This is a genomic window from Massilia sp. P2_C2 (assembly GCF_056404615.1).
On record NZ_JBFUDR010000036.1, the window covers coordinates 1 to 24,936 of the forward strand.

Annotated in this window: 19 protein-coding genes; 10 read left to right on the forward strand and 9 right to left on the reverse strand. The window is 67.8% G+C overall.

Annotated features, from left to right (window positions below; translation table 11 throughout):
• Positions 1 to 390: 390 nt before the first annotated feature.
• Positions 391 to 2,592: a glycoside hydrolase family 3 C-terminal domain-containing protein gene (locus tag AC1DYX_RS06700; protein ID WP_477257559.1), complete on the forward strand. Its 2,202-nt coding sequence runs from the start codon at positions 391 to 393 to the stop codon at positions 2,590 to 2,592.
• Here the strand turns inward: AC1DYX_RS06700 and AC1DYX_RS06705 are convergent.
• Positions 2,555 to 3,901, reverse strand: coding sequence for a GMC family oxidoreductase N-terminal domain-containing protein (locus AC1DYX_RS06705; RefSeq protein WP_477257561.1), 1,347 nt, complete (start codon positions 3,899 to 3,901; stop codon positions 2,555 to 2,557). The two genes, AC1DYX_RS06700 and AC1DYX_RS06705, sit on opposite strands and share 38 nt — an antisense overlap.
• Here AC1DYX_RS06705 and AC1DYX_RS06710 point away from each other — a divergent pair.
• Both AC1DYX_RS06710 and AC1DYX_RS06715 read left to right on the forward strand, forming a co-directional pair.
• Positions 3,867 to 4,256 (forward strand): hypothetical protein, encoded by a 390-nt coding sequence (locus AC1DYX_RS06710; RefSeq protein WP_477257563.1) that lies wholly within the window; start codon positions 3,867 to 3,869, stop codon positions 4,254 to 4,256. The genes AC1DYX_RS06705 and AC1DYX_RS06710 overlap by 35 nt on opposite strands.
• A 357-nt stretch (positions 4,257 to 4,613) precedes the next feature.
• The gene (locus AC1DYX_RS06715) at positions 4,614 to 5,039 is read left to right on the forward strand and encodes a DoxX family protein (RefSeq protein ID WP_477257565.1); all 426 of its coding nucleotides are present in this window, start codon (positions 4,614 to 4,616) and stop codon (positions 5,037 to 5,039) included.
• Between the two features lie 29 nt (positions 5,040 to 5,068).
• Here AC1DYX_RS06715 and AC1DYX_RS06720 read toward each other — a convergent pair whose 3' ends face one another.
• The 7 genes from AC1DYX_RS06720 to AC1DYX_RS06750 all read right to left on the reverse strand — a co-directional run bounded on the left by AC1DYX_RS06720 (position 5,069) and on the right by AC1DYX_RS06750 (position 14,373).
• Positions 5,069 to 6,259 (reverse strand): DUF2382 domain-containing protein, encoded by a 1,191-nt coding sequence (locus AC1DYX_RS06720; protein ID WP_477257567.1) that lies wholly within the window; start codon positions 6,257 to 6,259, stop codon positions 5,069 to 5,071.
• Between the two features lie 27 nt (positions 6,260 to 6,286).
• Positions 6,287 to 6,718 (reverse strand): DUF2382 domain-containing protein, encoded by a 432-nt coding sequence (locus AC1DYX_RS06725; RefSeq protein ID WP_477257569.1) that lies wholly within the window; start codon positions 6,716 to 6,718, stop codon positions 6,287 to 6,289.
• Positions 6,719 to 6,824: 106 nt separating this feature from the next.
• Positions 6,825 to 7,802: a glycoside hydrolase family 43 protein gene (locus tag AC1DYX_RS06730; protein ID WP_477257571.1), complete on the reverse strand. Its 978-nt coding sequence runs from the start codon at positions 7,800 to 7,802 to the stop codon at positions 6,825 to 6,827.
• Entirely contained in the window at positions 7,799 to 9,100 is a 1,302-nt protein-coding gene (locus tag AC1DYX_RS06735) for a rhamnogalacturonan acetylesterase (RefSeq protein WP_477257573.1), read from the reverse strand. Before AC1DYX_RS06735 ends, AC1DYX_RS06730 begins: the two co-directional genes overlap by 4 nt.
• Positions 9,101 to 9,120: 20 nt before the next feature.
• The gene (locus AC1DYX_RS06740; RefSeq protein WP_477257575.1) at positions 9,121 to 10,425 is read right to left on the reverse strand and encodes a right-handed parallel beta-helix repeat-containing protein; all 1,305 of its coding nucleotides are present in this window, start codon (positions 10,423 to 10,425) and stop codon (positions 9,121 to 9,123) included.
• Between the two features lies 1 nt (position 10,426).
• The gene (locus tag AC1DYX_RS06745; RefSeq protein WP_477257577.1) at positions 10,427 to 13,141 is read right to left on the reverse strand and encodes an exo-rhamnogalacturonan lyase family protein; all 2,715 of its coding nucleotides are present in this window, start codon (positions 13,139 to 13,141) and stop codon (positions 10,427 to 10,429) included.
• Positions 13,142 to 13,143: 2 nt separating this feature from the next.
• Positions 13,144 to 14,373, reverse strand: coding sequence for a DUF4861 family protein (locus AC1DYX_RS06750; RefSeq protein WP_477257579.1), 1,230 nt, complete (start codon positions 14,371 to 14,373; stop codon positions 13,144 to 13,146).
• Between the two features lie 255 nt (positions 14,374 to 14,628).
• On the opposite strand from AC1DYX_RS06750, the gene AC1DYX_RS06755 reads away from it, so the two are divergent.
• Both AC1DYX_RS06755 and AC1DYX_RS06760 read left to right on the forward strand, forming a co-directional pair.
• Positions 14,629 to 14,985 (forward strand): hypothetical protein, encoded by a 357-nt coding sequence (locus tag AC1DYX_RS06755; RefSeq protein WP_477257581.1) that lies wholly within the window; start codon positions 14,629 to 14,631, stop codon positions 14,983 to 14,985.
• A 394-nt stretch (positions 14,986 to 15,379) separates the two neighbouring features.
• A complete protein-coding gene (locus AC1DYX_RS06760; protein WP_477257583.1) occupies positions 15,380 to 17,770 on the forward strand; it encodes a sensor domain-containing protein in 2,391 nt (796 codons plus the stop codon).
• 19 nt (positions 17,771 to 17,789) lie between these two features.
• On the opposite strand, the gene AC1DYX_RS06765 is transcribed toward AC1DYX_RS06760, so the two are convergent.
• Positions 17,790 to 20,435, reverse strand: a complete 2,646-nt coding sequence (locus AC1DYX_RS06765) for a sensor domain-containing diguanylate cyclase (protein ID WP_477257585.1) — start codon at positions 20,433 to 20,435, stop codon at positions 17,790 to 17,792.
• Between the two features lie 239 nt (positions 20,436 to 20,674).
• Between AC1DYX_RS06765 and AC1DYX_RS06770 the strand changes: the two genes are divergently transcribed.
• The 5 genes from AC1DYX_RS06770 (at position 20,675) to AC1DYX_RS06790 (ending at position 24,928) form a co-directional block, all read left to right on the forward strand.
• Positions 20,675 to 20,971 (forward strand): H-NS histone family protein, encoded by a 297-nt coding sequence (locus AC1DYX_RS06770; protein ID WP_477257587.1) that lies wholly within the window; start codon positions 20,675 to 20,677, stop codon positions 20,969 to 20,971.
• A gap of 86 nt (positions 20,972 to 21,057) precedes the next feature.
• Positions 21,058 to 22,206: a galactonate dehydratase gene (dgoD, locus tag AC1DYX_RS06775; RefSeq protein WP_477257589.1), complete on the forward strand. Its 1,149-nt coding sequence runs from the start codon at positions 21,058 to 21,060 to the stop codon at positions 22,204 to 22,206.
• A gap of 143 nt (positions 22,207 to 22,349) precedes the next feature.
• Positions 22,350 to 23,348: a LysR substrate-binding domain-containing protein gene (locus AC1DYX_RS06780; protein ID WP_477257591.1), complete on the forward strand. Its 999-nt coding sequence runs from the start codon at positions 22,350 to 22,352 to the stop codon at positions 23,346 to 23,348.
• A gap of 54 nt (positions 23,349 to 23,402) precedes the next feature.
• Entirely contained in the window at positions 23,403 to 24,320 is a 918-nt protein-coding gene (locus AC1DYX_RS06785) for a 2-dehydro-3-deoxygalactonokinase (protein WP_477257593.1), read from the forward strand.
• Entirely contained in the window at positions 24,317 to 24,928 is a 612-nt protein-coding gene (locus AC1DYX_RS06790; RefSeq protein WP_477257595.1) for a 2-dehydro-3-deoxy-6-phosphogalactonate aldolase, read from the forward strand. Before AC1DYX_RS06785 ends, AC1DYX_RS06790 begins: the two co-directional genes overlap by 4 nt.
• Positions 24,929 to 24,936 lie beyond the last annotated feature (8 nt).

A 24,936-nucleotide genomic window follows, 5' to 3' on the forward strand; every position in this document is an offset into this window, starting at 1 on the left:
GCCGTATCGACACCGACCGTCGTTTTGCGAGTAGCATTCATGATGTGGATCCTCCGGTTAGCCTCGAAAGTCTCGACACTTTCACTTTAGGCGCTTTTGACGCCGTCGGCCCGCGAGGGTCCACCCCTTCCGCTATCCCCCGCTCCCTTCTTGCCGTTCGTCATTCCGCTCGTAAAGGTGGGAGGCGTCCATTTCATTCTCCTCTATTCATCATCCGGGCTGGCTGCCCGCCTTGCTATGCACAGGGATTGTACTGATGTCTTTACCTTGCGCAAGGAACTTTTGGCGCCGGACATGAACTTTTGGGTGAATGTTGTGAAAACGGTTTCATTGCTGGGTTATCATGATGATGTTCGCGCTAACAATAACGTAGATACAAGGAGACTCTCCATGAAGACGAACCTCCCCAAGGCCCGCGTCGTGCGCGCCACGGCGCTTGCCGCCGCCCTGTGCGCCATGGCCGCCGGCCAGGCCGGCGCGGCCACGTACCCTTTTCAGGACACTCACCTCGCGCCGCAACAGCGCATCGCCAACATCCTCACGCTGATGACGCCGGAGGAAAAGATCGATGCGCTGTCGACCAATTCCGGCGTGCCCCGGCTGGGCATTCCCAGCTTCGGCGGTACCGAAGGCATCCACGGCGTCGTGCAGCGGGGCGACCAGGCGCACCAGAACATCCATATCACGACGACGCAATTCCCGCAGCCGCCGGGCATGGGCGCGACCTGGGACCCGGAACTCGTGCGCGAGGCCGGCAGGGTGCAGTCGACGGAGGCGCGCTACATCACGCAGAGCAAGCAGTACGGGCGCCCGATGCTGATGCAATGGGGGCCGCAGTCCGACCTCGCGCGCGACCCGCGCTGGGGCCGCGGCGAAGAGGTGTATGGCGAAGACCCTTTCCTCGTCGGGACGATGGCGACGGCATTCACGCGCGGCATCCAGGGCGACGACCCGAAATACTGGCGCGGCGCCGCGCTGCTGAAGCACTTCCTCGCCAACAGCAATGAAAACGGACGCGGCAACTCGTCGTCCGATTTCGACGAGCGCCAGTTCCACGAATACTATGCGGCGCCGTTCCGCATGGCGTTCCAGGACGGCGGCGCGCGCGCCCTGATGGCGTCGTACAACGCCTGGAACGGCACGCCGATGGGCGTCCATCCCGTGCTGCGCAGCCTCGTCATCGGGCAGTGGGATGCAGACGTGGTCTCCAGCGACGGCGGCGCGATCGGCAACCTCGTCAAGCTGTACAAGCGCTATCCCGACCAGAAGGCCGCCGCCGTCGCGGGCCTGAAGGCCGGCATCAACCAGTACCTCGACAAGTTCAAGGACGAGCTGCGCGCCGCGCTGAAGGACGGCACGATCACCGTGGCCGACCTCGACGACGCCATGGCCCGCAAGCTCCGCACCACGATCAAACTGGGCCTCATCGATCCGCCCGCAGGCAATCCTTACGCTGCCATCAAGGACGGTCCGGCGCCGTGGGAGAGCGCGGACCACCAGGCCGTGGCGCTGCGCATGGCGCTGGAATCCATCGTGCTGATGAAGAACGACGRCGACGCGCTGCCGCTCGCGAAGGACCGCGTCAAACGTATTGCCGTCATCGGCCCGCACGCGGACAGCGTGCACTGGGATTGGTATGGCGGCATCCCGCCGTACAAGGTGACGGCGCTGCAAGGCATCCGCGCGGCCGCCGGGCCGAACGTGCAGGTGACGTATGCGGCGGACAATACAGACGATGCGGCGGTGAACGCGGCCCGCGCGGCGGACGTGGCCATCGTCGTCGTCGGCAACGACCCGACGTGCGGCCCGAACATGGCGCACGAGTGGACCGATGCCGGCACCAAGCCCTGCGCCGATCCGGGCGACGGCCGCGAGGGACGCGACCGCGAGACGCTGGCGCTGGCGCAGGAAGGGCTCGTGCAGCAGGTGCTGAAGGCGAATCCGCGCACGGTGATGGTGCTCGTCTCGAGCTTCCCGTTCACCATTAACTGGTCGAAGGCGCACGTGCCCGCGATCGTGCAGATGGCGCACTCGTCGCAGGACCAGGGCATTGCGCTCGCGCACGTGCTGTTCGGCGACTACAACCCCGGCGGCAAGCTGGTGGCGACGTGGCCGGCGGCGGAATCGCAACTGCCGCCGATGATGGACTACGACATCCGCCATGGCCGCACCTATATGTACTTCAAGGGCCAGCCGCTGTTCCCGTTCGGGCATGGCCTGAGCTATACGACGTTCAGGTACGCGAAGCTGCGCACGAGCGCGCCGGCGCTGACGGCGGACGGCAGTGTCGACGTGAATGTGGATGTCACCAACACGGGCAAAGTCGCGGGCGACAGCGTCGTCGAGCTGTACGCATCGTGGCCGAAGTCGGCCGTCGAGCGGCCGCGCCAGGTGCTCGTCGGCTTCCAACGCGTGAGCCTGAAGCCGGGCGAGAAGCGCACCGTGCGCATCCCGGTCGCGGCCCAGCGCCTCGCCTACTGGAACACGCAGGCAGGTCGTTTCGACGTGGAGCCGGTGCCTGTGAAGCTGATGGTCGGGGAGTCCTCGGCCGACATCAGGCTGACGGCGACGTTGCCGGTGCGCCCGCGCTGAGCGCGTCACGGGCGGGTGCCCCGGCCAGGTGACGGCCGAGGCGCCAGCCCAGGCACAACAGCGTGAGCGTGGGCGGCAGGCCCCATGGTTCGGGGATGACGGACGCGTCGCACACGTACAGGCCCGGCGTGGCTGTCTGCAGGTCGGCGTCGAGCGCCTGGCCGATGCGCACGGTGCCACCGGGGTGTGCGGCGAAATGGTGGCTGGCGAACACATGGCGCGCACCGGCCTCCTCGAGGATGCCGCGGGCGATGGCGATGCCCCGGTCGAAGCGTTCGCGGTCGGCCCTCTGCAATGTCTTGTCGACCCAGCGCGGGCCGACGTCGCCGCCTATTCCGTCGCGGATCTTGACCATGATCGTCAGGGTAGCGCGGTGCGCGAACAGCCGGTCGACGCGCCCGGCCTGCGCCGCGAACGCCTGGTACATGGGGCGGGGCAGGGTGAGGTCGGCCAGCGCGATGCCAGCATGAGGATCGTAGGCGCCGGCCGCCATCGGCACTTCCGCGCCGCCGTCCTCGATGCCGTCGACGGTGCCCATCACCGCGACGACGGGATCGCTGAAGAACGGCACCGGGCCACGCATCAGCCCGGACGCGCGCAGGATGCGGGGACTGCCGATGCCGCCGGCAGCCAGCACGACGCGGCCCGCCTGGAAGCGCTGCGGCCGTCCGTCGACGACGGCCTCGACGCCGACCGCGCGCCCGCCGTCCAGCAGCACGCGCGTCACGCGCGCATCCGTGACGAGCTGCGCGCCGTGCCCGAGCGCGTCGTCGACCGGTTCGCGCGCCGTCCACTTGGCGCCGAACGGGCAGCCGTAGACGCAGCGCCAGCATCCCGTACGGCAGCCGGCGGGGCGGATCATCTTGTCCAGCTTGTGCCAGCCGAGGCCGCGCGCCCTGGCCGCCGCCATGATGCGCGCCGCCATGGGGCCGACGAGGTCGTCGGGCAGCGGTGCAATCGGCAATTCAGCGCGCCAGGCGGCGAGGGCGGGTTCGAGATCGATGCCGTGGGCGGCGAACATGGCGGCCGGCGGCGGAGCGGCCGTGGCGAAGTTGATCGTCGACGTGCCGCCCGTCGTCAGCGCACGCACGAGCAGCGACAGGTCGCGGTGTACGAACGCGCCCTTGCCGGGGACGGCGGCCATTCCGGTCATCTGCACCAGCGTTCCGGCCAGCGGCGCGGCGCCGCCGGCTTCCAGCATGAGCACGCGCGCACCGGCCCGCGCGAGCTCGCGCGCGACGCCGGCGCCGCCCGGCCCGGTGCCGGCGACGACGATGTCGATGTCGAAGGAAGAGGGTGGGCTGGACATGCGCGCGATTGTACTGCACGGCGTGCGCCCGGCGGCGGCGAACAGGCGTAGGCTGCCGGATAAGTCCTACAGGAGTGCCGTCATGGAAACATCACCACCGGATACGTTTCGCGGCCTGCCGTTGTCCAGGGAACAGGACAGCGAAATCAGGCATTTCATCCATTGCCGGAAACGAAGCGGCTTGCCCTGGGATACGCCCGAGCTGAACGCGATGCTTGCCGACATGCTCCACCCGCCCGAGGTGGACGACGAGGACGCGGGCGTATTGTCGGATTGCATGCATGCCGAGCGCGCTGCCGCGGTCCAGGACGGGGAAAAGGACGAGGACGCGCCGCTGCCGCCGTTCGAGCCCTGATGTTCATCCCGGCGCGGCGCTGCGACATTGTGCGACATTTTGCATGGACGGATTCGCGTAGGATGGGGGATCCCACACACCCGCCGGAACCGTCCGGATACGCCGTGATCAGGGGTGCGGCCGGGTCGACTGGCATGTCTGGTCGTCCAATGACGCGGGCATCCGGTTTTATGCGGGGCTTGGCGCCGAGCGGGTGCAGACCAGACTGAGCTACCGGTTGAAGCGCCCGGAAATGGACGCGCTGGCCTCGTCCAGTCAGGACGTGTCCTGTAAGGCCACCTGAACCGTGATTGGCGTAACATGAGCGGGCCGGCATCCGCCGGGCGATCTCTACTGACATCTGTTCACGGAGGGCTCATGAATACTGCTACCGACATCCACAACCCGATGGACGATCGCGGCAAGCTGGTCTTGCGCGTCCTGCTGGCCGTCCTGATCCTGTTCCACGGCGTGTCGAAGCTGATCGGCGGGATCGGCCCCATCAGCGGCATGCTGATGAAAGCCGGGCTGCCCGGTGCGTTCGGCTACGTCGTGTATATCGGCGAAGTCGTCGCCCCGCTGCTGATCCTGGTGGGCGTGTTCACGCGCGCCGCGGCCCTCGTCGTTGTCGTGAACATGATCGTGGCTCTGGTGCTGGTGCATACGCGCCAGTTCTTCACGTTGAGTGATACCGGTGGCTGGGCGCTCGAGCTGCAGGGTATGTATCTGGGCACCGCCGTGGCGATCGCGTTGCTGGGGGCGGGACGCTACAGCCTCGGCGGCATCGGAGGCCGGTTCAACTGAACCCGCCCCCGGGACCGCCGCCGTCCGGGTCAGGACGTCATACGGTTCCAGCCCGATCGCACGGCTGCTTTCATTTTCTCCCACGTCGACACGCCACTGCTGCCGTAGCGCGTATCCCAGTCGCTGCGCAGGTCGGATTCCACGGCGTCCCAGTCGCGGCCCTGGTAGCGGGGATCGCGCCGCATGTCATAGCCGTAGCGGTAGGCCGGTGCATAATCGTCGTAGGTGCCGCCGAGGCTGGCGTATTTCGTCTGCCAGTCGTTGCGGTAGTACGTGTCGTCATCGAGGTTGGTGCCCTGCAGCGGCTGGACTTCCACTTCCGTATGGCGCACGCTGTCCTGGACCTGTTGCTGGCGCTGGCTGACTTTCTTGCCGACGACGACTTCTTCCACGACGCGCGCGGATTTCTGCACGACGGCTTCCTCGGCCGTTTCGCGCAGCTCGATCGTCTTGTCCTTGAACGCGCCGACGTCGGCCGGGTTGATAGGCTGGTCGACGGGGCGGCGCTCCACGTTCACCTGTTCCTCGCGCAGGTTCACGGTTTCGTTCACGGGCGTCTCGACGACGCGCGAGAACACACGCACGCCGCCGCGCTCGACCAGGCGCTTGCCGATCTTCACGTCTTCCTGCACGACCGGGATCGCGGCCTTGCCCGTCGTCTGGTCGATGCTCATGTCGCGCTGCAGCGAATCCGTGCGCGTATCGGACAGGTTGCCGGACAAATTACCGGCCTGGGTGCCCGATTGCATCGAGCCGGCCGCCATCGACGACGTCGACGTGCCCGGCTGGTAGGCGCTCGTGCCCAGCGAGGCGGCATTGCCCTCCAGGTCGTGGCGCTCGTCGATGTCGACCGGGCCGAAGCGCTCGATCACGTCGGCTGCGCGTTCCACCTCGGGTTCGGATGTCGTGGTCAGCGTGAGCACGTGCTGGCCGCCCGTGACGGCGCTGGAATAGCGCGTGACATGCTCGTCGTTGTCGGAACCGAACAGGTTCTCGAAGAAATGCTTGATCGACGCGCCGATGCCTTCGTCGCGCGTGGTGCCGGTGGTGGTGGTCGTATCGATGGTCGACGATGCGTACGCGCTGGTGCCGGCCTGGCCGGTCAGGTCGGCACTGGACACGTACACGTTGTCGCGCGTAAAGCCCGATGCCAGCAATTCGTCCATTGCGCTCTGGGCGTCGCTGCGGTTGTCGAAAACCGCGACTAGGGTATGTTGCATGATGCGTCCTCCGGTGATTGTCGAGTGTCACTCGTGTGAAGTGTCGTCGTGTTCGTCGAAGCGTTCCACGCTGACCTGCTCGGACTTGAGCAGGACGGATTCGACGTGGCGTTCTTCGCGGCGGATGCGGGTGATGTGGAGCTCTTCCTTGATGCGCAGGCGCCGTTCCACGACCAGCACTTCCTCGAGAACGGGCACCACGAGCGTATCCCCTTCATAACGGGTGGCGGGGGCCTGGTCCAGCGGAACGATACGGTCCACCGGCACATGGCTTACCTCCACGTCGTCGCGCAGCAGGCTTTCGTCGATCTGGCAGGGATGTTCGGCGACGGTCTTGTGGACGCGTACGCCGCGTCCCGTATCGACGATCCGTTTCTCGATCCACGCGTCTTCCCGGACGACGGGAACCCTGGCGAGTTCCTGTTTCTGCTGATCGGGTTCTGCTGAGTCGATGGACACGGTCCGCCTCCGGAAATCACGACACTGGAGTGGCCGAGATTACTCCATCCGCCGTGCATCACGCGCACCTTTGAATCTGGGCAAATCCGGAGACGGATGGCGGGTCTTACCGCGCGCTGAGCGCGTCCAGCACGCTCGCGGGCACACGCAAGGCAGTGCCATGCCGCATGCGCCGCGGCGTGCCTTCGTCGGGGAAATGCATCTGTGCCGTCACGTCTTCCCAATGGACGAGGTCACGCGAGCGCAGGGCGCCGTAGTGCCGCGTCATGTACGCGTCGTAGTAGACGATGACGTCCTCGCCCACCTGCAGCGCCGTCGGCCCCTCGGTCCACAGGCCGACCGGGGTGATCGGCGCGCCCAGCGGCGCGAACGGGCCCTGCAGGCTGTCGGCGCGCGCCAGCTGCAGGTATTTACGCGGCGGATGGCGCGTCTCGTCCTTCACGAGCAGCCAGTCGCCCTTGCTGGTGCGCAGGAACGTCGCGTCGATGACGGAAAAGCCCGGGTCGTAGAACAGGCGCGTCGGGGTGAAGGTCTGGAAGTCGCGGGTCGTCGTCGCGTAGATGCGGTGGTTGTACCTGGCCGCGCCGGCGTCGTCGCCCGCCGCGTCGGATTGCGCGAAGCGGCCGGGGATCGTGGACGACCAGTAGATCAGGTATTCGCCGCGTTTTTCGTCCCAGGCGATTTCCGGCGCCCAGGCGTTCAACGTGGTCGGTTCGTGCGCCATCACGGGCAGTTCGCGCTGGGGCGACCAGTGCACGAGGTCGGGCGACGACGCATAGCCGATGCCAGTCTCGTTCCAGCCGCTCGTCCACACCATGTGGTAGGTGCCGTCCGGGCCGCGCACGATGCACGGATCGCGCATCAGCTTCGCCTCGCCGACCGAAGGTAGAAGGTAGCTGCGTCCGCCGCCCAGCGCTTCCCAGTGGTAGCCGTCGCGGCTGCCCGCCAGGTGCAGGCCGTCCTGGCCATTGTCGATGAAATAGGCGAACACGTACGCGTCGCCGCCGGTCGGCGCCGGTGCCATGCCCGCGCAGCCGGCAAGCACGCCGGCGCCCATCAGGCCGAGGAGGGTGCGGCGCTTCATTGACGCACCTCCTTGTGTCCTTCGTCGCCCAGCGGGCGTTGCGTCGTGTGGTGCGGGCTCGGCGGCACGGCGAATGCCGCGACCGGATCCGGGTGGGCGGGATCGAATTCGAAATCGTCCGCGATGAACGCGGCCGCCGGCACGCGCGCCGCGCGCAGGCCCAGCACGACGGCCTTGGCCAGCTCGTAGCTGCCGTAGTTGTCGTGGTGCGTGTTGTCCAGCCGGCCGGGCGCCGGTTCCGCGAACGCGGCCTTCGAGCCTTCCGGCCCCAGTGCTTCGTACAGTGTTTTGCTCATGGTGTTCAGGTCGATGAATGGGATGTTCAATTCTTGCGCCGACTGGCGCGCAGCCTCGGCATAGTCTTGCAGCGATGGGATCACGTGGCCGTCGGCGTCGAAGCCGCGCCGCTCCATCGGCGCGACGATCACGGGCAGGCCGCCATGCGCGCGCACCGCGTCGACGTGGGCCTTGATTTCGGCCTTGTACGTCGTGAACGGGCCGCCTTTGCCTTCCTTGATCTGCTTCTGGTCGTTGTGGCCGAACTGCATGACGAGCGTATCGCCGGGCTGCATCACGGAGAGGATCTTGTCCAGCCGGCGCCGCGCCAGCGAATCGCGATAAGTCTCGCCCGATTCGCCGTGGTTGGCGACGGCGATGCCCGGTTTGAAGAAGCGCGGCAGCATCTGCCCCCAGCTGTTGTACGGTTCCGCCGGCTGGTCGCACACGGTCGAATCGCCCAGCAGGAACAAGGTGGGCACCTGCGCGCGTTCGATCGCGATGGTGCGCACGGCCGGGTGCGTGCCATTGATTTCCAGCGTGAGCCGGGAGTCCCAGTTCCAGGCCTCGTCGACCGTCTCGCGCGGCGCCTTCAGTTTCACGTCGCCCGCCGCCACGCCCGCCACGGGCGCGATCCGCGCTGTGCGCACGTTGACGGTGAACGTCTTCGTCACGGTCTCGCCGGGCGCGGTCCGCACGTTTTCCTGCATCAGGCGGCGCAGTTCGGATTTCACGGTCGTCGTGCCGGCCGCGCGCTCGTCGCCCAGCGTGACGGTCACCGTGTAATTCCCCTCCGGGAGGTCGACGGAAAAATACCAGGGCTGGCCGCCGTCCGGCCGCGAGTCCGGCTCGAGGCCGTAGCCGCGCGCTGTAGTGTAGACCGTGCCGGCGCCGACGGGCACATGGCCTGCCGGCGCGCGGCCCGGTCCGAACGCGAACTTCCACGGGTCGGCGGCGTGGGCGTGGGTCGCGCAGGCGACGCAGAACAATGCGCCGATGGCGGCGCGGATCGATGGCTTCATGGCTTTCTCAGGTGTTCGGTTCAGCGCTCGAATGCGCCCAGGTCCGGTGCCTTGCCGCGGTACGGCAGGCCGACGTCCACGCCGCGGTCGACGACGGCGCTGGCGGCGGACGGGTGGAACATGGGCACGTCGGGCAGGCTGCCGTCCGGCTTGCGCGGCGCATCCCAGCCGGCTGAAGCGACGCTGTCGAAGTCGGACGGGTGCAAAGCGAGGGGCAGATCCCAGGAGTTGGCCGCGCTGTCCGCGCCTTCCACCTTCAACGCGCCACCCGCCGGATAGGCGAGGTTGTTGCGCAGGGTGCCCAGGTAGACGGGGCCACCATCCGGCGCCACGCCGAGCATATTGTAATCGATAACATTTCCAAAAGCGGTATTGTTGAAGAAGTCCAGCGCGATCGGATGATGGTTGGCATAGAAGCCGGACACCTTGTTGTCGAAGGCAACGGAAAAGCGTACGACGTGCTTCACGCCGTTCGGGGCGTATTTGCCGCCGTAGCCGCCCGCCTTGATGCCGTTGCCGTTGCCCGCCGCGAGCGGCGTATGGGTGCCCGGCAGGTAGCCGTGTTGCCATGCCCACGAATGCTCGATCGTCACGGGCGAATACGCGTTGATCAGGTCGAAGCCGTCGTCCGTGTTGGCCCACGCGCGGCAACCGCGGAACACGTTGCCCGGATGCCCGGCGCTGACGTGGGCGCCGAATCCGTCCGCGCTCTGGCCGGCGCCGTTCGACGTGTACGGATCGTAGTTGTGGTGCGAGTCGCTGTTCAGCACGAGGTTCCACCCGCCGTCCTTGATGAACAGGCCCGGTCCCATGTTGTGGTGCAGGTCGAGCTGTTCGAACACGTCGTGGTTCCCGTTGATCCACACGCCCCAGGATTCGTGGTTCAGGCGGTTGTCCGGCTGTTGCGGCGCGCCCGTGATTTCCAGCCCTTTCAGATGGATCCAGTCGGCGACGATTTCCACGCCCTTGACGCGGCAATCGTCCTTCATCGCGGAAAAGTCGAACACCGGTGTCTCGCCGGGATACGCCCAGTAGCGGATCGGCGCATCCTGCGTGCCGCTTTTGTCGAGGACGATGGCGGACACGGTGGCGCGACGCGACGCGCAGATTGTCGTCGCCTGCGTGTAGGCATAGCGGCCGCCGCGGAAATACACGGTGTCGCCGGGCCGCACCATGGCTTGCGCGTGCGCGAACGATTGCCACGGCGCGGCCTGCGTGCCCGCGGCCGCGTCGTTGCCCGTCGGCGCGACGTAGTAGGTGGCGGCACAGGCCGGAATGGAGGCGGCGACGCATGCGGCGGCGACGCCCAGACGTAGGCATTGCATGTCAGGTCTCCAGGTTACGCGGCAGCATGGCGCCGATCAGTGCGAGGTTCTGGATGGCGGCGAGGCCCCATTGCGCCGTCTCGTTGGTGCTGACCCACGGGACTTCGTCGACCGGGTTCAGCACGGCAGGGCCGGCCACGCGCACGGTGCGGAACGCGCGCGGCTTGTCCTCGCCGGCGAATTCGCGCCACGCGCGCCGCGCCAGCGCGGGATCGTTGCGCTTCCACGCGGCATACGCGGTCAGCCGCGAGTGGCCGACGTACAGTGCATGCGTGGCGCCATGCGGCATGCCCAGGCGCCGGCGCTGTTCCTCGACCGGTGCGTTGAACAGCTCGCAGTACTCGAGCCATGCGCGCTCGAACGCCTGGTCGCCGGTGAGGCGGATCAATTCGTCGAAGACCTCGACGGCGCCGAACACGGCGTTCAGGTGCAGCGCCTTCACGTTCGTCCCGATCATGTTGTGCAGGTGACCCGTCTCCGGCTCGTAGCCCATGCGGTCGCCGTTGAAGAAGCCGTGCGGCATGGCGGCGATGTCGCGCATGCCGGCGAGAAGCCTGTCGCGGTAATGGTTGGACCCGCTACGCTCCCACTCGGCGAGCCAGTTCGCGGCGAGCGAGGCCCAGTCGGTGCCGAAGCTGATCCGCGCCGGATACGGCCCCTTGGGCGGCTGGTTCGCGAGCTTGCGCACGGGGTCCACGTCGTCCAGCCTGCGGTCGGCGTCGAGCACTTCGCGCATGATGTCGCCGATCCGTTCGTCACCCGTCAGGTAGTAATAGAAGCGGCGGTACACGGCGGTGCTGATGCGCACCTGCTTGGCGCTGCAGCCCCAGTGCTGCACGTTGTGGCGCGAACCGAGGCCGGCGAAGCGGCCCAGGTGGTAAGTATCGACCTCGCTCGTGTGGCGCACCATGGCCTCGCCCATGCGGAAGATATCTGCACGGCCGGTGCGCAGGAACGCATACCACAGCCACAGGTCGGGCGACAGTTCCGAATTGTCCCAGGCGAAGCCGCCGACGTCGTAGCGCCAGTCGTGGCGGTCGGCATCGTAGGTGTGGCGCACGTCGCCGTAATCCCAGAAGCCGTACCAGCGGCGCTGGTCGACTTCCTTGCGGTAGAAGTCGAAGCGGGCGTCCAGCTGGTCCTCGATGGCGGCGCGGGCCGGCGTGCCGCGGTCCGGCAGCGACCACAAGGTGCCGAAGACTTCCGTCGCCAGCATGTGCGCGGGAGCAGGCGCCAATTGCGGCGGCGTCTGCACGGCCTGCGCGATGCGCACGAACTGTTCGCGCGGTGGCGTCTTCTCGCACGCCCACAGCGTGATTTCGCTGCTGCGCGCGACACCCACCGGCGTGCCGAAGCCCCGTTCGTAATCCTCGTACGTGATCTCCAGGCCCTGCAATTCTTCCGCATGCGTGTCCATGCCCATGCCGTCATGGTAGAAGCGCAGGTCCATCGCGGGCGCGTCCGGGGACCACATCCACACGGTGGCGGTGGCCATGTCGGTGTGGGCGTTGCGGATGTCGAGCTGCGTCGGGTGGCGCTGCCAGAAGTCGCGCAGGCCGAACGCCACGCCGCCGGACGCGCCGCCGACATAGCCGCAGCCGGGCGCGCGCCGGCCCCAGGCCGCGTCGACCCAGCCGCAGCCGGCATGGGTGCGCTTGCGGATGCGGAAGCTGTCGGCCGACAACTGCGACAGCGAGACGTCGCCCCAGGCCGGCACCAGGTGCAGCAGCGGGCGCACCTTGTCCGACACGGGCGGACAGCGTTCGCCGGCCAGCTGCGCCCGGCGCACGTCCGCGCCGGGGTCGCGCCGCAGGCCCGTCAGGTTGCGCACGCCCTCGGCCCACAGCCCGCCGTTCTCGCCGGCGAAGCGCACGTGGCGGTCGTGCGGCTCGTCGCGCATGGGTACGTCGCACGCGACGCCGATACCGCGGATGAAATCCTTGCCCTCGTCGCCGTCGAACACGAAGGTGTGCATGATGCGCACGCTTTCCGCGCCGGCGTGGAAATACAGGCGGACGGTGAACGGCAGCCAGGCACGCTCGTGGCCGCGGTGCCGGCCCTCCAGCTTCAGCACCGAGCGGATGGGGCCTTCCTGCTCCAGCGTCACCTTCTCGACCTCGCCGTGGAAGTCGGCGCGGCGCGTGCTGCCTTCCGGCTGGTCGTCGCACAGGGCGACGAGGCGCACGTTCGTGGCGATGGCGCGGCCGCCGCGGCGTACCTCGCGCACGAGCACGGGGCCGCGGGCCGGCACGGTGCAGTCGACGACGCCGGTGCCGACGACGAACGTGTCACCGTCACGCCGCACGGTCACCACATTGCCCGCATCCGGGCGCGGCGTGCCAGGACGTACACGCAGGCTTTTGTCAGGAGCAGTGCCTGCGCCGAGCGCATGGGCCGTCCACTTCAGCGAGCCGTCCGGCCAGTAGGCGAGCGGCCAGCTTTGCGACGGGACGTCGCCCGCAGTGCCCGCGACGACGAAACCCTGGCCCTTGCGGAAGGCGCCCCGAGGCCATGGCACGCCGAATGTCGTACCGGCGATCAGTACGGGAGGACCTTCCAGCCAGGCCAGCGCCGCGCCGCTGGCGGCATCCGGAACCGGTGACGGGTTGGCGCCGGCCGCGCGGCCCAGCGGGAACGCGGCGGCCAACGTGGTGGCGCGGAAGAAGTCGCGGCGGGTGAAGCCGCGCCGGGTGGAAGCTTGTTTCTCGGCTGGCATGATCAGTGCGCCGACAGGCCGACACGTACGGGCGCCGCCAGGCGCGCCGCTTCGTCGGCCACGTAGCGCTTCCATTGGGGTTCGGACGCGATCTCGCCCGCGCGCGTCCACGCGGCGCCGACGTAGTAGCGCAGCGGCTTTCCGGACGCGGCCGGCGCCAGCATGAATGCATTGCGCGCATCGCTGCCGAAGGCCGGCGAGCCGGCCGAGGGCAGGATCACCGCGACGCCGAAGTCGCCGCTCTTCTTCTGCGCGACCCACTGGACGAGCGCCTTGTGCGCAGTATCTTCCGTGAACGCGGACTTGCCGTCCTCGTCCCTGTCCGCCGGATTTCTATTGAGGCCCACGGCCACCTGCAGCGGGCCGCTGCCGGCAAAGTCGAACGTGCTGTCGATGCGGTCGAAGTAGTGGCCCGCGTCCACGGTAAAGCGCTTGACCTCGGCCACGCGCGTGCCGGCCGCGTCCCAGCCGTCGTACGCCAGCTCGAAGATCGCGCGCACGGGGCCGTTGGCCAGCACCTTCCAGTGCGTGAAGTTGATGCCTGAATAAAGCTTCCCGTCCGCCCAGATGCCCGTGCCGCCGGCGCCCAAGGTGGTGCCGACGTTGTACATGTCGATGCCTTCGCCCTCGTCGTGGTGGTAGTGGTCGTGGCCGATGTTGTACCAGCGGTCGACGATCGGGTAGGGCACGCGCTTGAACCAGATATCGAGGCCGCTCGTCTTGAGGACTTCCTTGTCCGAGCCGGCCGGCGCCGGGGCGGCGAGGGCGGGGCCATAGGTCCGGTGCGCCACCTTGTCGTTTTCCCACGCGAAGTCGTCCAGCCGCTCGGGCACGATGCGGGCAAAGACCTTCGTCGGGAACGGCGGCACGACGGCGTCGCTCTTCTCCACCGTGAACGTGGCGCTCTTCTCGCCGGGCGCGAAGTCGTGCTGGAACAGCAGTTCGCCGTACGCGACGCCGTTGCGCTGCGGGTCCTTCGCTTCGGGCGCCACGTTCGTCACCTGGTGCGGCAGCACGTGACCGGCCGCGTCCTTCACGACGATGTGCTGGATGCCCGCGTGCGGCAGCGCGTCGTTGACACTCTTCCACGGGACGGTGATCGTCTCGGCCGGGCGGGCGATGGCGAGATCGTGGGTGACGGTGATCGTGAGGCGCTCGGCGGCGCCGGCGCCGGTTGCCATGCCCGCGGCGAGGGCGAACAGGGGCAGGCGCAGGGTCAAGGATGGGTTCATCGTTCGTTCGTGAGGTCGGTGGAATATGCCCGTCGAGTATCGATTCGGCGCGCCGCGGGTGTCAACTTACGGGCGGTCGCGCGCGCCATTCAATCAGCGGCTTGAGCGGATGCGGACGACCGGTATTGACGCCCGTGACCCGCAAAGCCAGACATTTGGCTCGCAAGGACACGGCGCCGGACCATGACGATCGCATGCTTTCCATTAATCTAATACGGTGGCCATGCGCTGTCGTTCTGCACCATGCAGCCGGGGATGTCGTATTTCGAAGTGCAGGGCGTCGGCTACATCGCGTACGCGAAGTACTGGGGCATGCGTTTCGCGCTCGGCGAACCCGTGCCCGCCGCATTTGCGCGACGCGATGCTGGACACCTTCCTCGACCGCCATCCCTGCGCGGCGCGCACAAGCAGATCATCCGCACCGCGATCAACGCGGCCCGCGCGGAAGGCAACGAGCTCCGCTTCCTGATCCGGCCGATGATCGTCGATTATCGCGAAGGCACGCGCTATTTCTACGCCTACCGGGATGGCGAGGCCGTCGGCTTCGTGTTCTTCGACCCTTTGTATCGCGACGGGCGGCTCGCCGGCTGCATCCCGTCGACGCGCGCCTGATCGACTGGGAAGATTATCTGTGCCGCATCCACATGGCCGGACTCGATCGCTACGCGTTGCGCCGCCGCGATGCGGCGCCGGAGGATACGGCGGACAGGATCGAGGTCGCGGCCGGGACGGACACGGCCGGTGAGGCGCTCGCAACGCGCTGACCGAGCGGATGGTGCGGATGGCGGACGCGGCCGGCACCGGATACGGGCCCGCCGCTTCATCAACCATTTTGCAACTAACCGACGCAGGACGCTGAACCCAAAAAACCGGCAAGCAGGTCAGGTCGGGCGGCATCTACCACGCAAGCAGATAAACATGCGCCCCATCCGCGACGTCTGCGCTATGATAATTTCCCATCAGACGTGCCGCCTAGGCACGCCTGGACGGTTCACAGGAGAGCGCCGTGAATCTTTCGCCGTTGCCGCTCGCGGTCTTCGTCGTCGATGCGACAGGGACCATCACGAGCTGGAATCGTGCTTGCGAGAAGCTGGCCGGCTATGATGCGTCTGCTATCCGCAACCGCCGCCTCGATTCGATCATCGCGTTCGACGACGCGGCCGCCGCACTCAAGGTGCGCGATCGCGTGAACGCCGATTCGACGGGCGAATTGATCTGCGCCGACGGACACCGGGTCTCCGTGCGGGTGACGGTGGCGCCGCAATCGCTCGATCCCGACCAGGCCGGCGGCTACAGCGTGATCGTCGTGCCGCGCTCCGGCCTGGCGCCGACGCGCTACGCATTGATCCAGGACTTGCCTGTCGCCGATATCCTCGAAGAATTGCCGTGCGTGTTCTATGTCATCGACCAGAGCGGTCACTTGCTGTTGTGGAATCACCAGCTGGAAGACGCACTCGAGATGACGAGCGAGGAAATGCCGACGACCGGTGTTCAGTATTTCTTCGACGAGCGGATGCGGCCGACCGTCGTGGCCACCATCCGCGACGCATTCGAGCACGACACGACGAAGCACGAGTGGGAACTGGTCGGCAGGCACGGCAAGCGGACTACGTTCCTGTTCCATTGTGTGCGGACGAGCCTGGGGAGCCTGCCCGTGGTGTTCGGCACGGGACTGGACATCTCCGCGCGCAAGCAGGCGGAACACGGGTTGCGCGTACGCGAACGGGCCATCTATTCCAGCGTCAACGCCATCGTGATCACGTGCTGCGACCGTGGCGACCACCTGATCGAGTACATCAATCCGGCATTCGAGCAGATCACCGGCTATACGCTGGCCGACGTCAAGGGGCGCAATCCGCGCTTCCTGGGCATCGCCGGCGTCGACGGGGGCGAACGCGATCGCATCCGCAATGCACTCGCGCGTAACCAGGGTGTGCGCGCGATCCTGCGCAACCGGCGCAAGAATGGCGAGGTCTTCTGGAACGACCTGCGCATCGACCCGGTGTCGAGCCTGGACGGCGACATCTCCCATTTCGTCGGCGTCATCAACGACGTCACCGAAGCCAAGCACTACGAACGCCGCCTGCAGCACCTGGCCCACCACGATGCGTTGACGGGCCTCGCCAACCGCACCCTGCTGCAGGAGCGCCTGAAGGGCGCACTCGAGGCTGCGAAGGCCAACCGCACGCACGGGGCGCTCGCGTTCCTGGACCTCGACAATTTCAAGCATATCAACGACAGCTTCGGCCACGAGGCGGGCGACGCGGTGCTGCGCGAGGTCGCGTCCCGCCTGCGGGCCAGCATGCGCGACGAGGATACCGTGGCGCGGCTGGGCGGCGACGAATTCGTGCTCGTGATCGCGGAACAGCCCGACATGGCGCAGCTCATCAACCTGATCGAACGCATCCGCCAGAGCGTGTCCACGCCGATCATTGTCGGAGGCCGGGAAATCGTGCCTGGCACGAGTATCGGCGTCAGCTTGTTCCCGCAGGACGGCAAGACGGTCGACCAGGTGATGCGCGCGGCCGACGCCGCCATGTACCACGCCAAGACGCTCGGCCGTAACAACGCGCAGTTCTTTTCGACGGAGCTGAACCAGGTGGTGCACCAGCACCTGCTGCTGGAGGCCAGCCTGAGCCGCGCCATCCGCAACCGCGAGATGGTGCTCTGCTACCAGCCGAAGGTCGACCTGCGTACCGGCAAGGTCGTGGGCGCGGAGGCGCTGGTGCGCTGGCATCATCCGATCGACGGCATCATTTCGCCCGACGTGTTCATTCCCATCGCGGAACAGACCGGGTTGATCGTGCCGCTGGGCGACTGGGTGATCGACGAAGCCTGCGCCACCCTGCGCACGCTCGGCGAGCTGGACATCCACGACTTCGTGATTGCCGTGAACCTGTCGGCGCGCCAGTTGCGCCAGCGCCGCTTCGTGAACCGGCTGGGGGAGACGCTGGCCCGGCACGGCGTACCCGCGCAGCGGCTCGAACTGGAGGTGACGGAAAGCCAGCTGATGGACTACCCGGAAGAAGCCCGCGACGCGCTGGCCCAGCTCAAGCTCCTGGGCGTGAGGCTGTCGATCGACGACTTCGGTACTGGTTACTCGAGCCTCAGCCACCTGCAGAAATTCCCGGTCGACTGCATCAAGATCGACCGGTCCTTCCTCGGCGCGTCGTCCGATACGCAGGAGAATGGCCATGCCGTCATCACGCGCGCCATCATCGCCCTCGGCCACAACCTCAAGCTGCAGGTGATCGCCGAAGGCGTCGAGACGCGCGAACAGCTGACGTTCCTGCGCGACCACGACTGCGACCAGATGCAGGGCTATTATTTCAGCCCGCCGCTCGGCCAGGACGGCCTGCAGGACATGCTAAGGCGCGACGAGCGGCTGGTCGAATAGCGCGCGACTACGCGCCGGATCAGGCGTATTCGCGCGCGTGCAGGATGGCGTACGTGTGGCGTCCCGCTTCCTTGGCGGCGTACAGCGCGCGGTCGGCCGTTTCCATCAGTGCGCGCGGGTCCGTGCAGCCGCCGCCGGCGAAGCCGATCCCGATCGTCGTGCCGACCTTCAGCGTGCGGCCGGGCATGACGAACGGCTCGGCGACGGCGTCCAGGATCTTGCGTGCGACGCGCTCGGCGTCGGCCTCGCTGTGTACGTCGTGCAGGAGGATGGTGAATTCGTCCCCGGCCAGGCGCGCCACGAGGTCGGTCGCGCGCACGCTGGTGCGCAGGCGGCGCGCGAACTCGACCAGCACGTCGTCGCCCGTCGCATGGCCGTAACGGTCGTTGATCTGCTTGAAGTAATCGATGTCCAGGTACAGCAGCGCGCATTCGCGGTCGCCCTGGCGCGCGCGGGTGGCGGCGCCGGCCAGCGCCTGCTCGAAGCGGCGACGGTTCGGCAGGTGGGTGAGTGCGTCCGTATGCGCCAGCGCGTGCAGGCTGCGCTCGTGCATGCGCGAGGCCGTCGCGTCGGTCGTCAGGATGTAGACGCCGGCCACCTTGCCGTCGCGGACCTGCGGCAGGAAGGTCGAGTGGACGATGCGCGTGTGATTCTTGCGCACGATCTCGTGCTCGCACTGCGATGCATTCCCGAGCCAGGCCTGTTCCAGCGCCTTGGCCTGCGGCGCGAAGTAGGCGGGGCCGAAGGCCTGCTCGACGGTGAGGCCGATGACGCGTTCCGGCGCCGCGCCGAGCCAGGACGCGTGCACGGCGTTCGCGAATGCGTAGCGGCGGTCGGCGTCCAGGAAGCCTATCAGCACAGGCACGTTGTCCGTGATCGTGCGCAGCCGTTCCTCGCTCTCGGCCTGGCGCAACTCGCTCAGCTTGCGGGCGGTCATGTCGAATGCCATCGCATAGAAGCCGTCCGGCGTGCCGTCCGGCGCGCGCTGGGGCACGAAGGCGCATTGGTAGTGCAGTGCACGGCCGTTCACCTCGATCACGTCTTCGAACGCGCTGCGCTCGCCGGCATGGACGCGGTGCAGGTGCGGTTCGAGCTTGGCGTATTCCTGCACGGAGTAGGCGGCGCGCACGTCGTGGCCGATGAGCGCTTCGGCCGGCCTGCCGTAGAACTGGAGGGCGCGGCCGTTCAGGAACACGAACTTGCCGGCCGCATTCACCTTGCCGATCAGCGCCGGCAGGTTTTCCGTGATGGCGCGCAGGCGCCGTTCGCTCGCCTCCAGCTGTTCGCGCGCGGCGTTGCGCTCCGTGATGTCCTGGGCGGTGACGACGGCGCCCAACGCGCGGCCGCTGGCGCTGCGCAATGGCCGGCCGCTGGCCAGCAGCAGGGCGGCCGGCTTGCCGGCCGGGGCGATCGTGAACGCCTGTTCGCGCACCGCGTCGCCGCGCAGGGCGCGCATCAGCGGCACGTCGCGTGGCGCCAGCGGCGTGTGGCCGTCGCATTCGTACAGGGAGTAGTGCGCAGGCCAGTCGGCGGCAGCGACCTCGGCGCGGTCCATGCCGYGCACGGTGCGCGCCTTCTTGTTGAACAAGGTCAGGTTGCCGTCGGCGTCGCAGGCGAAGACGGCAACGTCGATCGATTCCAGCACGGCGTCCAGCAATTCCTGCTTTTCCTCGAGCTGCTGGTGCCTACGGTTACGCTCCGAGACGTCGTCGATGAATGCGCCGACGCAGCGCCGGCCCTGCCATTCGTAGGCGCCGACCTTCATCTCGACGGTGATGCGGCGCCCGCTGGCCGTCAGCGCGGGCAGTTCGACCTTCTTGTCCACGACCTGGCTGATCCCCGTCGCCACGAAGCGGCGCATGCCGGCGGCGTGCGCGGCGCGCAGTTCTTCCGGCACGATCAGGTCGGCGAGCGCGCGGCAGAGCGCCTGGTCCCGGCTCCAGCCGAAGATGCGTTCGGCGGCCGGGTTCCATTCCGTGATCAGGCCGTCGGCATCGGCACCGACGAAGGCGCTGTACGAGGTTGCGACGATCGTGCCGTTCCACGCCTGGGCGGCGCGCAGCGAGGTTTCGGCCGCGGACAGGTCCGCGAGGCGGGCTTCGAGTTCGGCGGTGCGCTGGACGACGCGCTGTTCGAGTTCCGCGTTCAGCGACTTGATGGCCTGTTCCGCCATCACGCGCGCGGTAGTGACGCGCGCCTGGTTCAGCTCGACCTCCACGAGGTCGGCCAGGTCGCGCAGGCATAGCCGCTGTTCCGCGCTGAACCGGCGCGGATTGCGGTCGATGACGCACAGCGTGCCGATGGCCTGGCCATCGCAGTACACCGGCAGGCCGGCATAGAAGCGGATGTGCTGCGCGCCCGTGACGAGGGGATTGGCGGCAAAGCGGGGATCCTGGGCGGCATCCTCGACGATAAGCATCTCGCGCTGCGCGATGGCGTGGCCGCAGAAGGCCACGGAACGCGGCATCGCTTCCACGTCCAGGCCGCAGCGCGACTTGAACCACGCGCGATCGTCGTCCACGAGCGAGACGAGCGCGATCGGTACGTCAAACGTCATCGCAGCCAGACGTGTGAAACGGTCGAAGCGGGGCTCCGGCCGGGTATCCAGCAGGTCGAGCGCGGCCAGGGCCGCGAGGCGAGAAGTTTCGCAAGTCGTCGAAGTCATCAGCATGGCCGTTCCAGTGAGTGGACGGTGGCGGGGCAGGGGCCGCAGGTGGGATCGCCGCCGGGAATAGGGGGTCGGCTTTCCGGGAGGAATCGTATCATGTAATTCCTCACGGAAACTCACGTTAACGCAAAATGTGGCGCAGCAACTACGTTGCATTTCACATATTGCGCGTCTTGACGCCAGGGCAGGCATAGTACAATGGTGTTCGCCCTCTTCTTGTAAAGGACCATCGACCCATGGCGCCGTTCGATCTCTCCGGCTATGACCTGGCCGAACTCAAAGGTTTGCATTTCGATATCGAACAAGAGATCAAGCGCCGTACCCGCGCGGAACGCGAGGCGGCGCGCGAGCGCATCCACGCCCTCGCTGCAGATGCCGGCATCCCGCTCGACGCGCTGGTCGGGCAGGGCGGCGCGCCGCGCTACCGCAATCCGGCCGACAGCGRCCAGACGTGGACGGGTCGCGGACGCCAGCCGCGCTGGATCGCGGAGGCGCTGGCCAGCGGGCGGTCGCTGGAGGAGTTCAAGATCTGAGCGGTAGGCAGCCGTATTACATAAACATATAGATCTGCTGCGATTGCACATGCGTGCGGCGGCCCGGGCGCGGCTACACTGGCCGCATGAAGATCACCCGACTCACCACCTACCGCATCCCGCCGCGCTGGATGCTGCTGAAGATCGAGACCGATGAAGGCGTCGCCGGCTGGGGCGAGGCCGTGATCGAGGGGCGCGCACGTACCGTCGAAGCGGCCGTGCACGAACTGTCCGACTACCTGGTCGGCAAGGAACCGGGCCGCATCAACGACTTGTGGCAGACGATGTACCGCGCCGGTTTCTACCGCGGTGGACCGATCCTGATGAGCGCCATCGCCGGCGTCGACCAGGCGCTGTGGGACATCAAGGGCAAGGTGCTGGGGCAGCCGGTGTATGAACTGCTGGGCGGCCTCGTGCGCGATCGCATGAAGACGTACAGCTGGGTGGGCGGCGACCGTCCGGCCGAGCTGATCGCCGGCATCGCCGCGCTGCGCGAGGCCGGGTTCGACACGTTTAAAATGAACGGGACGGAAGAACTGGGCATCATCGACAGCGCGCGCAAGGTCGACCAGGCCGTCGCCCGCGTGGCCGAGGTGCGCGCGAAGTTCGGTTTCGAGATCGAATTCGGCGTCGACTTCCACGGCCGCGTGGCGGCCCCGATGGCAAAAGTGCTGTTGCGCGAGCTGGAACCCTACCGCCCGCTGTTCGTCGAGGAACCGGTGCTGCCCGAGCAGGCCGAATACTATCGCGTCCTGGCCGACGCCACGTCCATCCCGCTGGCGGCGGGCGAGCGCATGTATTCGCGCTTCGACTTCAAGCGCGTGTTCGAGCGGGGCGGCCTGTCCATCGTGCAGCCCGACCTGTCGCACGCGGGCGGCATCACGGAGTGCGTCAAGATCGCCGCGATGGCCGAGGCGTACGACGTGGCGTTCGCGCCGCATTGCCCGCTCGGCCCGGTCGCGCTGGCGGCGTGCCTGCAGGTCGATTTCGTGTCCCACAACGCCGTGCTGCAGGAGCAGAGCATGGGCATCCACTACAACCAGGGCGCCGAGCTGCTGGATTACGTGAAGAACAAGGAAGATTTCCGTCTCCACGCCGGCTGGATCCGGCCGTTGCCCAAGCCGGGCCTGGGCGTCGAGATCGACGAGGAGCGGGTGCTGGAAGCGACGCGCTGCGCGCCGGACTGGCGCAACCCGGTCTGGCGCCACGCCGACGGTAGCGTCGCGGAGTGGTAGATCAGCCGTTGCAAAGCCATCGTTGGCGACCTGACGTAGTAGCCAGGTAACACTGGCGCCATTACCAGTAGGCGCTACGTGTTATTCCGGATACGATGGTCCTTATTCGGGGTTTGACCCTGAACGGATAGGCAACTATCATTGTGGAAATTTTCTACCGCCACGCCATGTCCGATCCCCGTTCCGACCGCTTCGTCCGCGCCTACCTGAAGACGCGCCACCTCGTGCTGCTCGTCGAACTGGGCCGTCACGGATCGATCATGCAGGCCGCCCAGGCCGCGAACCTGACGCAGCCCGCGGCGTCGAAGCTGCTGGGCGAACTGGAACATGCGCTGGGCGTTACCCTGTTCGAGCGCCTGCCGCGCGGTGTCGAGCCCACGTGGTACGGCAAGGTGCTGATCCGCCGCGCCGGCGCCTCGCTGGCCGAGATGGACGCCGCCTACCAGGAAGTGATGGAACTGATGTCCGGCCTGCGCGGACGGGTGGCCGTCGGGGCGATCCTGACGCCGTCCACGACCCTCGTGCCGGCAGCCGTCACGCTGCTCAAGCAGCGGCATGCGCGCCTGAACGTGTCGATCGAAGTCGACAGCAGCAAGCTGCTCGTCGAGCGCCTGCGCGCGGGCGACCTGGACATCGTCATCGGCCGCATCGTGGACGGCGCCATCGCCGACGAATTCCATTTCGAACCGATCACCGACGAGCCGCATTGCCTGATCGTGCGTGCCGGCCACCCGTTGCTGGGCGCGCGTGGCCTCGACCTGGCCGACCTGGCGCTCCAGTCCTGGATCGTGCCCCCGGCCGGCAGCATGGTGCGCGACCGGATCGCGGCGCTGTTCCTCACGCAGGGCCTGGAACAGCCCGCCGAGACGGTGTCCACGGCCGAGTTGCCTGTCGTGACCACGCTGCTGCTGGGCAGCGACATGGTGGCGCCGATGTCGACGGAACTCGTCAAGCCGTATCTCGACAGCGGCCTGCTGGCCGTGCTGCCTTACGAACTGAACCTGCGCATGGACGTCTACGGCATCATCACGCGCCGCCACCACCAGCTGTCGCCGGCCGCGGAAGCCATGCTGGAGGCGCTGCGCGAGACGGCCACGCGTCCGAAGCCTACGGCGCGCGTCACGTATATCAAATCCGGATAGTCCGCCGCACGCGCGCGACTGGTCAGCGCGGTGGCGTGCGGTTAGCATGACGCCATGACCACGTTTGCATCTTCATCGTCGCGCCGCCTGCTCGGCATCGACTGGGGCACCAGCAACCGGCGCGCCTATGTCGTCGACGCCGCCGGTGCCTGCCTGTCCACGCATGCGGACGGCAAGGGCATGCTCGCCGCGCACAACGATTTCGCCGGCTCGTTCAACGCCCTGCTGGCCGCCATGGACGTCGGCCCGGATGTGCCCGTCCTCGCCTCCGGCATGGTCGGTAGCGCACAGGGCTGGCGCGAAGTCCCGTATCTCGACATCGGCGTGCCGCTGGAGGCGCTGCCGGAGCGGCTGGCCCGCGTCGACGACCCGCGCGCCGGCCGGGCGTGCCTGATCGTGCCGGGGTATGCCCAGCGCGGCGAGCACGTGGACGTGATGCGCGGCGAAGAGACGCAATTGCTGGGCGCCGTGGCGCTGGGCCGGCGCGACGGCTGGTTCGTACTGCCCGGTACGCACAGCAAATGGGTGCGCCTGGAGGATGGTGTGATCCGCCGGATCGCCACATTCATGACAGGCGAACTGTTCGCGATGCTCGCGGCGCACGGCACGCTGGCGCCGCTGATGGCGAACGACGCCGCCGACGATGCCGCCTTCGTCGCCGGCCTGGACGAAGCCCGCCGCGGCGCGCCACTGTCGAACGCGCTGTTCGGCGTGCGCGCCCGCGTCGTCACGGGTGCGATGCCGGCCGCCCAGGCCCGTCCGTTCGTCAGCGGCCTGCTGATCGGCACCGAGTTCGCCGCGGCCCTGGCGATAGCCGGCGCCGGCGAAAACATCGTCTGCATCGGCTCGGCCGCGCTGAGCGACCGTTACGCCCGCGCGGCGCGCCACTTCGGCATGACGCTGGCCGGACTCGACCCCGACCGCGTGTACTGCGCCGCGCTGGCGCGTTTCATCGACAGGATACCCGCATGAATTTCACGCTTCCCGATCTGCCCCTCGTCGCCATCCTGCGTGGCCTCGACGCGCAGCACGCGCCCGCCGTCGGGCGCGTGCTGTTCGACGCCGGCTGGCGCCTGCTCGAAGTGCCGCTGAACCGGCCGGGCGCGCTGGACGCGATCCGCATCCTCGTCGACATGGCACCGCCCGGCGCGATCGTGGGCGGCGGCACCATGCTGAGCGTGGCCGACGTCGACGCCGTCGCGGGCGCGGGTGGCCGGCTGTTCGTCGCCCCCAACTGCAATCCGGCCGCGATCGCCCACGCGCGCGCGGCCGGCATGCTGTGCGCGCCGGGTGTCGCGACGCCGACGGAAGCCTTCGCCGCGCTGGACGCCGGTGCCCACGCCCTGAAGCTGTTCCCGGCCGAATCCATCGGGCCTGCGGGCCTGAAGGCGATGACGTCCGTGCTCCCGGCCGGAACGCCGCTGTGGCCCGTGGGCGGCGTCACGCCCGAGCAGATCCCGGCGTGGAAGAAGGCCGGCGCGACCGGGGCCGGCATCGGCGGGCAGCTGTTCACGCCCGGTATCGGGCTGGACGACCTGGGCGCGCGCGCGGCGGCGTTTGCGGCGGCCTGGCGCGGCTGATCCTGCGG